Genomic DNA, 12,998 nt, shown 5'->3' on the forward strand with positions numbered 1-12,998 from the left:
TGTGAAACGGACAGCGGGCTTGTCAGGTTGGTCGCCGCGCGCGCGTGTCACAGTGGTCGACCTCCCCTCAGCCGCGCGGGTCCGGCCCCGACTTTCGGCGGGCCCAGCGCTGGTTCCATGACACTAGCTAGCTCGGAGAGCGAGCGGCAGTGATCCGGACACGACTGTGTGGATGAGTCGGTGGGTACTCGAACATGCCGAGTTCATGCGCCAGACGTGGCGTTAGACCTTGCTTCGTCTTTCGTTCGAACCGCAAGTCGCATTGTGTGATCACACGGAATTCGGGGAGTGACCGCGGACCGCGGACCAGGACAGGAGGGTGCCATGAAACCCGTAGTGCGGAAGGCCATCTCGGCGATCCGAGCCCGCTACGCCGAGCCGATCACCTTGACCGAGTTGGCCTCCGAGGTGTTCATCAGCCCCTTCCACTTCTCGCGCGTGTTCGCCAAGGAGACCGGGGTGACCCCCGGCCGCTACCTCACCGCGGTCCGGCTGTTCGAGGCCAAGAGACTGCTGCTGACCACGTCCCTGACCGTCTCCGACATCGTCTGCGGCGTCGGGTACAGCAGTGTCGGGACGTTCACCAGCCGCTTCACCAAGGCCGTCGGCCTGACCCCCACGCAGTACCGCTCGCCCGACGTGTCGAAGTTGCTGCTCGCGCTGGCCCCGGAGTTCTTCTTCATGCCGTCCCTGGACGACCTGCGCGGCGCGGGTGCGCCGGTCGGCCTGGCATCGAGCGCCGACGCGGTCCACGGCCGAGTGCGCTTCCCGGACGGTTTGCGCGGTGAGGTCCTTGTCGGCCTGTTCGCCGACCCGATCCCACAGAGCGCCCCGGTCGCGTTCCAGTACCTGTCGGCGGACGGGTCCGGCCAGTTCACCATTCCCGCTGTGCCCACGGGGACTTGGTACCCGCTGGCGATGGCGCGCGCGGTCAACGGCCCGATCCTGCTTGACACGCCTCGCACCCCGGTCGTGGTGGGCGAGGGCCGCCCGACGGACCTACGGATCCAACTGCGTGAGCTGGACCCGACGGATCCGCCGATCGCGGTCACGTTGGCCCGCCGCGAAACTCTCGGTTCCGTTCGGGCGCCCCGACTTCGGGCGGTGTGAGTTTCCCATTGGTGGCAAGACCTCGCGCTATCAGGTGGATTCGCTGCCGCCCGGTCGCGTGGTGTGACACGGATTCCTTACCGTGTGGGGAATGCGAGCAAAGAGTCGGGCAGGCGGGCGTGAACTTGGCGCCCTGCTGCGCCGCCACCGTGAGAAGGCCGGGCTGACCCTGGACATGCTGTCAGCCCGGATCGGCAAGTCGACAACGTTCTTGCACCGCTTGGAAGTGGGGGAGCGGTCGGCGACCTCGGAGACAGAGGTCGTCCACTACATGGTCGCCTGCGGCTCGACCTACCAGGCCGTCGATGAGTTGGTCCGCCTTTCCAAGGAGACCATCCACGATCGAGGGTATCGGCTGTGTTCGAGCGGCCAGTTCATGTCGGATTCGCTCCGGTCGCTCGTCTTCCACGAGGCCAATGCAACCCGGCTGGTGAACTATGAACCAGAGGTGATCCCGGGCCTGCTGCAAACCCAGCCATACATCGAGGCGTTGCTCAGTCGCGAGGACATCCCGGTCGACAGGCGGCAAGAGCGAGTCAAGGATCGCTTGGAGCGGCAGCAGATCCTGATTCGGAACCGGCAGGCGAAGTTCACCTTCGTCATCCACGAGCGCGCGCTTCGGCTTGAGGTCGGCGACTACCGGATCATGACCGACCAGCTGTACGCCATGATGTTCTTCGCCGACCAGTGGAACATCAGCATCCGAGTCATGCCCGCGTCCGCCCGCCACCGAGCCCTGTTCGGTGGATCGTTTCTCTACCTTGACCACGACAAGTATTCGCCGATGGTCTACCTCGACGCGGCACTCGGCGGATTCATCGTGGAAGATCGCGATTACGTGGAGGCGCAGAGGTCACTCCTGCGGCAGATAGTCAAGGTCTCCCTCAATGAGGAAGAATCCCGGATGTTCATCACCACATTGGCCGATGAGTACGACCGGGCGGAAGGCTACTGGGATGACCCTTGGCAGGTGGCGCAAGAGCAGCTCTAGCAACAATTCCGAGGGCAACTGCGTCGAAGTCGCCCTTCATTCGGGCCAGGCCGGTGTCCGGGATTCCAAGAACGCGGATGGACCCAGGTTGGCGGTTGACCGCTTGGCCTGGTCCGCCTTCGTCACCGCTATCAAACGTTAGGGGCGGATGTCACGACCGGCACCGTGCGCGCGGTACCGGCCGTGATCGGGTGGTGGTCGGGATCGCCGACCAAAGTCCCCGTTTTCCGCCGCCTCATAAGGGTGCGCCACATGCCCCTGGCGTGACGTCCTCACGTTTGCGGTGGGTGTTCCTCAGATGTCGCCGAAGTCCTTGACGGCTCGGTGGGTGCCGACGTCGGGGTTGTCGTCCTGCGGCCTGCTCACGCCGATCGTCTGCCAGCCCGCGGCCTGGGCGGCGTCGAGTTCCGCCACCGCGTCCGACAGGAAGAGGATTTCCGGCCCAGCGGCGCCGATGGCGGCGGCAATGCGCTGGTACGAGGCGGTTTCCTTCTTCGGGCCGCCGGTGACCGTGTCGAAATGGCCGTCCAGCAGACCGAGCAGGTCGCCGTGGTCGGTGCGGGAGAACCAAAGTCGTTGCGCGAGCACGGATCCCGACGAATAGATCCATCGGCCGACGCCCGCTGCCTGCCACGCCGCCAGAGCGGGTGGGACGTCCGGGTAGATGACGCCGGTCAGGTCGCCCGCGGCGAAGCCCTCTGCCCAGATCAGGCCGTGCAGTGTCTTCAGTGGACTGTGTTTCAGGTTGCGGTCGTGCCAGTCGACCAGCACCGCGGCGACCTCGGCCGCGTCGAGGCGTCGGCCGACGAACTCCCGCACGCCGCTGGATACCTCCGCCGTGCCCTCCCGACCACCGGTGATCCACGGGGTGATCCGGTCCCGCGCGTACGGGAAAAGCACGTCGTGGACCGCCGACAGAGGGCTGGTGGTGCCCTCGATATCGAGCACTACATGCCGGATCACGACGCGGGAGCCAGCAGTTCGTCCAGGGTGGGCATGGTCTCGGAGATGGTGGCGCCGGTGAAGCCCGCGACCCAGCCGTCTTCCTCCTGGAAGAAGCGGATGGCGCAGAAGTATGGGCGCGAGCCCATGTCGAACCAGTGGGTGGTGCCCGCGGGCACCGACATCAGGTCGCCCGCCTCGCAGACCACGGCGTAGACCTTGTCGCCGAGGTGGAGGTAGAAGCAGCCCGTGCCCTCGACGAAGAAACGGACCTCGTCCTCGTCGTGGGTGTGCTCGTTGAGGAACTTCTGGCGGGCACCGTCGGCCTTGGCGGGCCACTCCGGGTCGGTGTCGTCCGGGACCAGCCGCACGACGTCCACCAGCGGGTATGGGCCCTCGGCGGACACCCGGGCGACCTCGTCCCGGTACGCCGCGAGCACCTCGTCCTGGCCCGCGCCCGCGGGCAGCGGGACGGTGCCCCACTGCTCCAAGGTGATGTTGAACGGAGCGAGTTGGGCGGCGATCTCGGTCAGGTCGCGGGTGCGCAGCAGCACCGTCGAGCTGTCGTTCTCCGGCATGACCTGCAGCAGGGTCATTTCTTCTCCTTAAGCGGGGCGGTCGATCAGCAGGCGCAGCCTGCACAGCGTCTCAAGGGACTCCATCCGGTTGCGCGCCGACTCCAGGGTCGGGCCCCAGGTGGTCGCGCCGTGGGCGCCGATGAGCAGGACCGGGGGAGCGTCGGCGGTGAGCCGCTCGGCCACGTCGGCGGCGATCCGCGGCACGTGCGCGTGGTTCTCGAAGACCGGGACCGACACGGCGTCGGTCAGGCCAAGGCCCTTGATGATCTCCAGTCCGGCGAACTCCACCACGTCGGCACCCGCGCGGGCGGCCAGCGCGGCGACCGCGGTCGCGTAGGGCGGGTGGGCGTGGACGACGGCGCCCGCCTCGGGGAACGCGGCGTAGATCGCGGTATGGATCGACGTCTCCGCTGACGGGCGGCCCGCGCCGACAGCCGAACTGTCCGCGATCCGTACTCGGACGACGTCCTGGCTGGTCATGGCGCCTTTGCTGACGCCGCTGGCGGTGATCAGCGCGGTCTCGGCGTCGACCCGGACCGAGATGTTGCCCGCCGTGCCCTCCATCCAGCCGCGCGCGTAGAGCTGCCCGGCGACCTCGGCGAGGCCGTGGCCGGAGGGCTGGTGGACGCCGTCCTCGGTGACCACGGCGGTCACCAGCGCGGCCGGGGTGACATCGAAGGCGGGGTTGTAGGCGGGCGTCCCTCGCGGCGCCAGGAGAGTGTCGCCGAGGGTGGTGACCTCGGTGGCGGCGCGCTGCTCGATCTCGATGTCGGCGCCGCTGAGCAGCGCCGGGTCCAGGGTCGAGACCGGGGCCACGACGATGAACGGGACCCCGGCCGCCTTGGCCGCCAGGGCCAGCGAATAGGTGCCGATCTTGTTGGCGACATCGCCGTTGGCGCAGACTCGGTCGGCCCCGACCAGCACCGCGTCCACCAGGCCTGCTGCCAGCGCGGCTGGGCCTGCCGAGTCGACCATCATCCGGTGCGGGATCCCGGCCTCGGCCAGCTCCCAGGCGGTGAGGCGGGCGCCCTGGAGCAGCGGGCGGGTCTCGCCGAACAGGACCTCCTCGACCCGGCCGCGCTCGTGCAGCTCCCGGATCGTGCCCAGCGCGGTGCCCCAGGCCACCGTGGCGAGCCTGCCGGTGTTGCAGTGGGTGAGCAGCCGTAGCGGACGGTCGCCACAGAGGCGGGTGACCAGGTCGGCGGCGTGGTCGGCGGCGGCGCGGTTGCGGTCCTCGTCCTCGGCGAGGATGCGCTGGGCCTCGGCGAGCACTGCGGCAGCGCCGCCGGACAGATGTCCGAGGACCCGCTCGACCGCCCAGCTCAGGTTGACCGCGGTCGGCCGCGCGTCGGCGATCCGGCGGGCGTCGGCGCGGACGGCGGCCTCGTCGCAGCCGTCGCCGGTGGTGTTCTGTTCAGCGGAGAGCGCGACCGCCAAGGCCCCGGCGACGCCGATGGCGGGGGCGCCGCGAATGGCCAGGCGCTTGATGGCGTCGACGACCTCATCGACCGTGCGCAGCCGCAACTGACGATAAACATGCGGCAACGCGCATTGATCCACCGCGACAATGGTGGAATCCTCCCAGGCCAGCGACCTCGCCATTCGCCCCATCCTCATCCGACCGTCGACAGCCACTTTAGGCCGCTGAACCCGAGCACCCCGCGGGCGTCCCAATCTGAAAGACGCGGGGCCGACCGGGAAATGTGAATCATGAGACCGGGCGGAGATCACACCGATGGCTGTGGACGCCTCCTGCCGAACCTGCCAAGTTGTGGCGCGCGCCGGACACAACCCGGGCCGCCCGACCGTCGAAAGGACACCGATGTCGACTGAGGCCATGCTCACCAGGCGGGTTCCCGTTGACCAACCCAGCGCCCCCGGGCCTCGGGTGCTCGGCGGCGACGTCGTCGTCGACACCCCGCGTGGCCCGCTCACCTACGCCAACCTGGACTACGCCGCGTCGGCGCCGTGCGCTGTCGTGGCCCACGAGGCGGTCAACGAGCTGCTGCCGTACTACGCCAGCGTGCACCGGGGCGCGGGCGCGCTCTCGCAGCGATGTACGCGCGCGTTCGAGGCGGCCCGGCAGACAGTCGGCTGGTTCGTCGGCGCGCGGCCGGAGGACCTGGTCGTGTTCACCCGCAACACGACCGACTCGCTCAACCTGATGGCCCATTTGGTCCCGGCGGGTACCCGGGTGGTGACGTTCGCGGGCGAGCACCACGCGAACCTGCTCCCGTGGCGCGACCCGATCCGCCTGCCCGTGCCCGCGACCCCGGCCGACGCGGTGGCGTCGCTGGAGCAAGCGCTTGCGGGACTGCGGGAACCGGCGCTGGTCGCGGTGACCGGCGCGTCGAACGTCACCGGGGAGATCTGGCCGATCGCCGAACTCGCCCGCGTCGCCCACGCCCACGGCGCCCGCATCGCCCTGGACGCCGCTCAGCTGGCCCCGCACCGCCGCGTCGACATGGCCGAACTCGACGTCGACTACCTGGCCCTGTCCGGTCACAAGCTCTACGCGCCCTTCGGCTCCGGCATCCTCGCGGGCCGCGCCGACTGGATGGACGCCGCGACGCCGTACCTGGCGGGCGGCGGCGCGAGCCGACTCGTCGGCGACGCCATCGACGATGTCGCCTGGCACCCGGCCCCGGCCCGCCACGAGGCGGGCAGCCCGAACGTGATGGGCGCGGTGGCTCTGGCGGCGGTGTGCGAGGAACTCGACGAGGCCGACTGGACGATGATGGCCGCGCACGAACACGAACTGGTCGACCGCCTCCGCAACGGTTTCTCGTCCATCCCGGCGGTGCGCCAGCTGTCGATCTTCGGAGCGGCGCAGGACCGGGTAGGCATCGTGACGTTCGCCATCGATGGGCACGACTCATCCGACGTGTCGGCGTTCCTGGCGAAGCACTACGGGATAGGCGTCCGGGACGGCCTGTTCTGCTCGCACCCGCTGACCCGGGGCCTACTGAAGGGCGCGTCCTGCTCGGCGCCGACGGCGGTCCGGGCGTCGTTCGGGCTGGGCTCGCAGCTGGAGCACGTGGACCGGCTGCTGACCGGGATTCGCGAACTACTGAGCTAGGCGTGTGTCGGTCCTGACCCGGTATGGGGGGAGGTCCGGGTCAGGACCGACACACTGTGTCACGGCGCCCGCCGGGGGGAGCGGGAGCCGAGTCTGTTAAGCGATATCCGTGCGCGCCAGCGCACTGCTGAGCGCGGTCGCCAGTTCCGCCTCCGCCTGGTCGACCGAGCCGCTCGACCGCCAGGCCACGAACCCGTCCGGCCGGACCAGCGCCGCGCCGTCCGCCGCCACGCCGTAGGCCGTGGGGAACACACCGTCGCGGTCGATCAGGTCGGTGCCGACGCGGAACGCCGTCACCGGGACCTCGTTGCGGGCGGCCAGCTTCTGCGCCGCCTCGACCCACGCCTGGCCGTCGGACCCGGCCAGCAGGACGAAGTCGGCACCAAAGACGTCCACAGTGGACTCAAGGTCGCCGTCGAGCCACAGGTGCGGGGCGCGGGTGCCGGGCTCGCCGGTCAGTTCCGACGGGTGGATCGGCTGGCCGGGGGTGTAGCGGTAGCCCAGGGTCATCGCCAGAGGGTCGATGACCTGGGACTTCTGCTCGTCGGTGGCGAAACCGGCGCGCATGGCCAGCCGCAGGCCGCCCTGGGCGACGGTCAGGCGGGCGACCGGGGCGCGTTCGGCCTCGTAGGTGTCCAGCAGTTCCACGCCAGCGTGGCCCGCGAGCACCGCCGCGAGCTTCCAGGCGAGGTTGTGCGCGTCGTGGATGCCCAGGTTGGCGCCGTAGCCGCCGATCGGGGGAACGATGTGGGCCGAGTCGCCCGCGAAGAACACCCGGTCCACGCGCAGGCGCTCCGCGACGATGCCCGCCATCTCCCACGGCAGGACATCGCGGATCTCGACCGGGTAGGCGTCGTCGCCGATGGCGGCGCGGACCAGCTCGACGCTGCGCTCGGTGGTGAAGTCCCCGACCGACTCGCCGTCCTCGGGCTTGTAGGTGACGATCAGCGTGCCCTCGGTGAGGGTGTCGTCGTGGCCGAGGACCGCGGTGAACTCGGGGTTCTCGATCTGGCAGATGGAGAACCGGCGGCCGTTCAGCGGGCCCGTGAGATCGGCCCGGAACAGGATGCTGACCTGGTGGCGGAACGCGCCGCGGCCCTGGGCGCCGACGCCGAGCTTCTCGCGCAGCGGGGAACGGGCGCCGTCGGCGGCGATGACGTAGTCGGCCTTGATCCGGCGCTCGACGCCCTCGACCCGGTCGACCACGATCGCGTCGACACCGTCGGCGGACTGGGTCAAGTCGATGAGGCCAGTGTTGAACAGCAGTTCCGCGCCCGCCGACGCCGCCGCGGCGCGCACGATCGGCTCCATTCGGTCCTGGCCGAGCGAGACGTGCTTGCACGGGGTGATCGCGCGCAGGTCGTCGGCGTCGGGCAGGATCTGCCGCCCGATCTCGGTGCCCAGCAGCGACACCACCTTGCCGTTGATCCGGTGGTCGGCGAAACCTTTGGCCGCCTCCAGCACCTGCTTCTCCACGCCCGCGGCGCGGAAGATCTCCAGGGTGCGCTCGTACCAGCCCCACGCGCGCGGGTGGATGGACGTGCCGGGGTGGCGCTCGACCAGCGTGACCGCCACGCCGGCGTTGGCGAGGAAGAGGGCGCTGGAAAGCCCGACCACACCTCCGCCGACCACCAGCACCGAGGTCTTCTGTTCCTGCATCACTGCCCTCCCGGCCGAATGAACCCCGCTCGTCGGACTTCCCTGCAAGGGTGATGCCGAGAACTCCAAGGCCGCTCGAACAGACCTCGAAGCGGCCTGCTCGAAGTCCGTTTGAGCGGTTTTCGAGCCGAATTGCCCGGCGGCGGGGGACATTCCTCACCGCCGGACCAGATCAAGCCGAAGGGTGTCAGGCATGGCTAGCGCGATCACCAGTGTCGACAGCGCTGTGGACGGCGAGCGGGGCCGGATCTTCCGGGACCAGCCGCGGTGGTTCAGCACGTTGTTCATGGTCGACATGTGGGAGCGATTCAGCTTCTACGGGATGACCGCCATCCTCTATCTCTACCTTTCCGCGCCCGAGTCCGAAGGCGGATTCGGCCTGTCGACAACGAACGCGGCGGCGGTGTTCGGCACCTATATGTCGCTGATGTTCATGAGCGCGCTTCCCGGCGGCTGGTTGGCCGACAGAGTGCTCGGCGCGCGCAAGGCCGTGCTCATCGGCGGCAGCCTGATCGCGGCGGGCCACTACTGCATGTCCGTGCCCGCGCGGCCGTCGCTCTACTTGGGCCTGTTGTTCGTCATCGCGGGCACCGGACTGGCCAAGCCCGCCATCTCGTCGCTGGTCAGCAGCCCGTACCCGAACGACACCGAGCGCCGCGAGGCGACCATCTCGATCTTCTACATGAGCATCCAGATCAGCGCCTTCCTCGCCCCGATCATCACCGGCGTGCTGGGGGAGAAGGTCAACTGGCACCTCGGGTTCGGCGCCGCCGCGGTCGGCATGACCTTCGGCTTGATCCAGTACGTCGCGGGCAACAAGCGCTTCGGCGAGGTCGGCGTGCTGCCCGAGCGGCCCATCGAGCGCGACCGGCTGTCGGTGGTCAAGCGCCGCGTCGGCTACGCCGCCGCCGTTGTCGTCGTCCTGCTGACCGTCGACATCGTCACCGGCGCGTTCAAGTTCCAGCACGTCCTTGCCCTGTGCGGGCTGTTGATCATCGTGCTGCCGATCGTGTTCTACCGCGCCCTGCGCCGCAACCCCGGCCTGACCGAGGGCGACCGCAGCAGGCTCGTCGCCTACATGTGGCTGCTCGGCGGCACGTCGGTGTTCTGGCTGCTCTACGCCCAGGGCGGCTCCGTGCTCAGCGAGTTCGCCCGCGAGCACACCGACCGCGTGATCCTCGGCTGGGAGGTGCCCGCGAGCTGGTTCCAGTCGGCGCACCCGTTGTTCATTCTGATCTTGGCTCCGTTCTTCGCGATGCTGTGGCTGAAGATGCGCGGCAAGCTGGACGTGCCGGTCAAGTTCGCGGGCGCGCTGCTGTTCATCGGCGTGAGCTTCCTGCTGATGTCGCTGGCCGCCGCGGTGGCCGTCGAGGCCGGGCTGGTCTCGCCCGCGTGGCTGCTGACGGTGTTCTTCCTGCAGGTCTGCGGTGAGCTGGCGCTGGCGCCGATCGCGATCAGCTTCGCCGTGCAGATCGCCCCCGAGGGCTTCACCCACCAGTACCTCGGCCTGTTCTGGCTGTTCGCCGCGCTCGGCGCGGGCCTGGGCGGCCGACTGGCGGCGCTGGCGGAGAACCTCCCGCTGTCCACCTACTTCCTGGTCTTCGGGCTCCTCGCGGTCGTCGCGGGCCTGTTGATCGCCGCGGGCACCGGCAGGCTGCGCCGCAGGCTCGTCGCATGAGCCACCGAAGTGAAAACCTATGAAAGGGACCGAAATGACTGACAAGAAGGTGGCCTGCCTCGGCCTGGGCGGCATGGGCGGCGGCATCGCGGGCAGGCTCACCGACCTCGGCTGGAAGCCGGTGCTGTGGAACCGGTCCATCGAGAAGGCCCAGACGATCGCCGAGGGTTCCGGCGGCGTCGCGATCACTCCGGCCGAGGCGGTCACCGGGGTCGACGTGGCGATGCTGAGCCTGGCCGACGAGCCGTCGGTCGAGTCGGTCCTGTTCGGCGAGAACGGCGTGGTCTCCGCGTTGCGCAAGGGCGCCATGGTCGTGGACATGTCCACTGTGTCCCCCGAGTACTCCCGCCAGGTCACCGGCAGGCTCAACGAGCTGGGCTTCCGCCGGGTCGAGGCGAACCTTGTCGGCAACCCGATGCAGGCCCGCGCGGGTGCGGCCAGGGTGCTGGCCGGTGGCGCCACCGAGGACATCGACGAGGTGCGTGAGCTGCTCACCGTCATCGGCCGCCAGCTCGTCGAGCTGGGCGCGATCGGCGTGGCCGCCACGCTCAAGCTCGCCCTCAACGCGCTGTTGGGCAGCCAGGTCGTCGCGCTCGCCGAGGTCGTCAACTACGGCGTCGAGGCAGGCCTGGACCGGGACCTGTTGCTGCGCACCATCGCCGAGAGCGCGTTCAGCTCCCCGGTGATGTCGCACCGCGCGAACCTGATGCGCGAGGAGAAGTACGTCCCCGCCGGTTTCCGTTCCGTGCTCATGGAAAAGGACCTGCGACTGACCGTGGCCGACGCCGCGATCCAGGGTGTTCAGCTCCCGGTGATCGCCACCGCCGCGCGCCGCTACGAGCGGATGGTCGCCGCCGGTAAGGGAGAACTCGACGCTGCGGCGATCTTGGACCAGCAGTTCGCCGACGCGGGCGACGAGACCAAGTCCCAGGTTTCCGCGAGTTAACAGATTTCGAGTTGTCACTGAGTCAGATTCAACCGTCGCCCACCAGATTGGTGAGCGACAAAGGCCGACCCAGCGGGGACGAGCCGTTGAACCGTCAGCGAGAGGTGTGATCGATGTCTGGGTTGGTCGGTTGGGTGGATTTCTCCTCCAGGGACCTGGAGCGGGAATCGGCGGTAATTTCCGCCATGACAGAGACCTTGGCCAGTCGCGGCCCGGACGGGCAGCAGGTGTGGGCCCGCGCGAACGTCGGCCTTGGCTACCGTTCGCTGGCCATCGGTTCCAAGCCGACCGGCCAGCAGCCGCACGTCCAGTCCACTGCGGACGGTCAGATCGCGGTTTGCGTTACCGGGACCCCGACGGGTCTCGGTGAGCTCGGCGCGTGGCTGCGGACCAAGGGCCGGGGCTGCGCGCCGGACGCCTCGCCCGCCGAGCTGATCGCCAACGCCTACCTTGAGGGCGGCGCACAGGCGGTTGTTCGGCTCACCGGTGCCTTCGCGATCGTGATCTGGGACGGCCGAAGCGACGAGCTGACGCTGATCCGCGACCGGTTCGGCAACCAGCCGCTGTACTACTGGGTGACCGACGCCGGGGTGATCTTCGGCTCGGAGCGCAAGGCGCTCTTCGCCCACCCCGAGACCGAGGCGGCCGTCGACATCGACGGCATGAGGGAGCTGTTCTCCTACGCGGGCACCGCGGGTCACGGCATCTTCGTCGGGGTCAAGCAGCTCGAAGCGGCCGAGATCCTGCGCTTCAACCGGGCGGGCCTGCGCCGCGAGCAGTACTGGCGCCTGACCACCGAGGAACACACCGACGACCAGGCCGCCACGATCCGCAACGTGCGTGAGCTGCTGTCGGACAGCGTGGCCGCGCAGATGGGCGACGCCGACGGCGTGGGCATCATGCTGTCGGGCGGTGTCGACTCGTCCGCGGTGACCGCGCTCGCGGCCGACGCGCTCAAGCGCAACGGCGGCGGACCGCTGCGGACCTTCACCGTCACCTTCGCCGAGCACGCGAAGAACTTCACCCCCGACGAGGTGTGGGCCACCCCGGACGCGCCCTACGTCAAGGACATGGTCGCCCACGTCGGCGCCGAGCACACCGACGTCGTGCTCGACACCGCCGACATCCTCGACCCCGAGGCCCGCCGGATCACCCTGGCGGCCAAGGATGTGCCCAGCCCGCTGGGCAACATGAACACCTCGCTGTATCTGCTCAACCGCGAGGTCAGCAACCACGTGAACGCGGCGCTGCTCGGCGAGATCGCCGACGCGGTGTTCGGCGGGTTCGCGTGGGTGCACAACCCGCAGCTCGCCGCGGCGAACACCATGCCGTGGATCGCGATGGCCCACTACGGCGGCGGCAAGCACGGCATGGGCGGCGACCTGCTGCACCCCGACCTGCTCGCCAAACTGGAGCTCAACGACTACTGCACCGCGGCGTTCGAGTCCTCCGTCGCGCAGGTCGAGCACCTCGACGGCGAGAGCGACGTCGACCGGCAGATGCGCCGCATCGGCTACCTGCACCTGACCCGCTGGCTGGAGACCCTGCTGGCGCACGACGAGTCGATCGGCATGGCCGCGGGCCTGGAGGCCCGGATGCCGTTCTGCGACCACAAGCTGGTCCAGTACGTCTACAACACCCCGTGGGCGATCAAGTCGTTCGACGGCCAGGAGAAGAGCCTGCTGCGCGCGGCGGTCGCCGACCTGCTGCCCGAGTCGATCCGCACCCGGCCCAAGAGCCCGTACCCGGTCACCCAGGACCCGGCCTACGGCAAGTGGCTCGTCGACGGCCTCGGTGCGATCGCCAACGACCCGACCTCGCCCGCCGCCGCGCTGATCAACCAGCAGGCCGTGGCCGAGCTGCGGGCCGACCACTCGGTGCTCGACAGCGGCATGCGCGCGTGGGTGGCCCGCGCCAACGTCGAGATGATCCTCGGCCTCGACGCCTGGCTGCGCCAGTACAACGTCCGCGTCGAAGTCTGAGTCACAGCGTGAGCCCGGGAAATTAAATACAGA

The 12,998-nt window shown here is 69.2% G+C and carries 10 protein-coding genes and 2 pseudogenes; 7 read left to right on the forward strand and 5 right to left on the reverse strand.

The window, feature by feature from the left end; genetic code table 11:
• Positions 1-324 precede the first annotated feature (324 nt).
• The 3 genes from BN1701_RS00485 (at position 325) to BN1701_RS33815 (ending at position 2,243) form a co-directional block, all read left to right on the forward strand.
• A complete protein-coding gene (locus BN1701_RS00485; RefSeq protein WP_054044404.1) occupies positions 325-1,110 on the forward strand; it encodes a helix-turn-helix domain-containing protein in 786 nt (261 codons plus the stop codon).
• Positions 1,111-1,201: 91 nt separating this feature from the next.
• Positions 1,202-2,101 (forward strand): helix-turn-helix transcriptional regulator, encoded by a 900-nt coding sequence (locus BN1701_RS00490; protein WP_082859576.1) that lies wholly within the window; start codon positions 1,202-1,204, stop codon positions 2,099-2,101.
• Positions 2,067-2,243, forward strand: a complete 177-nt coding sequence (locus tag BN1701_RS33815) for a DUF397 domain-containing protein (protein ID WP_082859577.1) — start codon at positions 2,067-2,069, stop codon at positions 2,241-2,243. The genes BN1701_RS00490 and BN1701_RS33815 overlap by 35 nt, the downstream gene beginning before the upstream one ends.
• Before the next feature lie 152 nt (positions 2,244-2,395).
• Here the strand turns inward: BN1701_RS33815 and mtnC are convergent, their stop codons facing one another.
• The 4 genes and pseudogenes from mtnC to mtnA form a co-directional block, all read right to left on the reverse strand.
• Entirely contained in the window at positions 2,396-3,064 is a 669-nt protein-coding gene (gene mtnC / locus BN1701_RS00495) for an acireductone synthase (protein ID WP_054044409.1), read from the reverse strand.
• Positions 3,061-3,639, reverse strand: coding sequence for an acireductone dioxygenase (locus BN1701_RS00500; RefSeq protein WP_054044411.1), 579 nt, complete (start codon positions 3,637-3,639; stop codon positions 3,061-3,063). Before BN1701_RS00500 ends, mtnC begins: the two co-directional genes overlap by 4 nt.
• Before the next feature lie 9 nt (positions 3,640-3,648).
• A pseudogene (mtnB, locus tag BN1701_RS37055) lies at positions 3,649-4,212 on the reverse strand (methylthioribulose 1-phosphate dehydratase); the annotation flags it as partial.
• Positions 4,213-4,236: 24 nt separating this feature from the next.
• Positions 4,237-5,232: pseudogene (gene mtnA / locus BN1701_RS37060) on the reverse strand (S-methyl-5-thioribose-1-phosphate isomerase); the annotation flags it as partial.
• A gap of 211 nt (positions 5,233-5,443) precedes the next feature.
• Between mtnA and BN1701_RS00510 the strand changes: the two are divergent.
• The gene (locus BN1701_RS00510) at positions 5,444-6,700 is read left to right on the forward strand and encodes an aminotransferase class V-fold PLP-dependent enzyme (protein ID WP_231949384.1); all 1,257 of its coding nucleotides are present in this window, start codon (positions 5,444-5,446) and stop codon (positions 6,698-6,700) included.
• A 96-nt stretch (positions 6,701-6,796) separates the two neighbouring features.
• Here the strand turns inward: BN1701_RS00510 and BN1701_RS00515 are convergent, their stop codons facing one another.
• Positions 6,797-8,512: an FAD-dependent oxidoreductase gene (locus BN1701_RS00515; protein ID WP_157367698.1), complete on the reverse strand. Its 1,716-nt coding sequence runs from the start codon at positions 8,510-8,512 to the stop codon at positions 6,797-6,799.
• A gap of 40 nt (positions 8,513-8,552) precedes the next feature.
• Between BN1701_RS00515 and BN1701_RS00520 the strand changes: the two genes are divergently transcribed.
• From BN1701_RS00520 to asnB, 3 genes are all read left to right on the forward strand, one after another.
• Complete coding sequence (locus BN1701_RS00520) at positions 8,553-10,037, forward strand: peptide MFS transporter (RefSeq protein ID WP_054044418.1); 1,485 nt, start codon at positions 8,553-8,555, stop codon at positions 10,035-10,037.
• A 34-nt stretch (positions 10,038-10,071) separates the two neighbouring features.
• Positions 10,072-10,983: an NAD(P)-dependent oxidoreductase gene (locus tag BN1701_RS00525; protein WP_054044420.1), complete on the forward strand. Its 912-nt coding sequence runs from the start codon at positions 10,072-10,074 to the stop codon at positions 10,981-10,983.
• Between the two features lie 113 nt (positions 10,984-11,096).
• The gene (gene asnB, locus BN1701_RS00530; protein WP_054044422.1) at positions 11,097-12,965 is read left to right on the forward strand and encodes an asparagine synthase (glutamine-hydrolyzing); all 1,869 of its coding nucleotides are present in this window, start codon (positions 11,097-11,099) and stop codon (positions 12,963-12,965) included.
• Positions 12,966-12,998 lie beyond the last annotated feature (33 nt).

The sequence above is a fragment of the Alloactinosynnema sp. L-07 genome (assembly GCF_900070365.1).
Classification (GTDB): Bacteria; Actinomycetota; Actinomycetes; order Mycobacteriales; family Pseudonocardiaceae; genus Actinokineospora.

Bases quoted from the DNA above. Each gene is read 5' to 3' on its own strand.
- BN1701_RS00485 (WP_054044404.1), top strand. From the start codon at position 325: ATGAAACCCGTAGTGCGGAAGGCCATCTCGGCGATCCGAGCCCGCTAC.
- BN1701_RS00490 (WP_082859576.1), top strand. From the start codon at position 1,202: ATGCGAGCAAAGAGTCGGGCAGGCGGGCGTGAACTTGGCGCCCTGCTG.
- BN1701_RS33815 (WP_082859577.1), top strand. From the start codon at position 2,067: ATGACCCTTGGCAGGTGGCGCAAGAGCAGCTCTAGCAACAATTCCGAG.
- BN1701_RS00500 (WP_054044411.1), bottom strand. From the start codon at position 3,639: ATGACCCTGCTGCAGGTCATGCCGGAGAACGACAGCTCGACGGTGCTG.
- BN1701_RS00510 (WP_231949384.1), top strand. From the start codon at position 5,444: ATGTCGACTGAGGCCATGCTCACCAGGCGGGTTCCCGTTGACCAACCC.
- BN1701_RS00515 (WP_157367698.1), bottom strand. From the start codon at position 8,512: ATGTCCCCCGCCGCCGGGCAATTCGGCTCGAAAACCGCTCAAACGGAC.
- BN1701_RS00520 (WP_054044418.1), top strand. From the start codon at position 8,553: ATGGCTAGCGCGATCACCAGTGTCGACAGCGCTGTGGACGGCGAGCGG.
- BN1701_RS00525 (WP_054044420.1), top strand. From the start codon at position 10,072: ATGACTGACAAGAAGGTGGCCTGCCTCGGCCTGGGCGGCATGGGCGGC.
- asnB (WP_054044422.1), top strand. From the start codon at position 11,097: ATGTCTGGGTTGGTCGGTTGGGTGGATTTCTCCTCCAGGGACCTGGAG.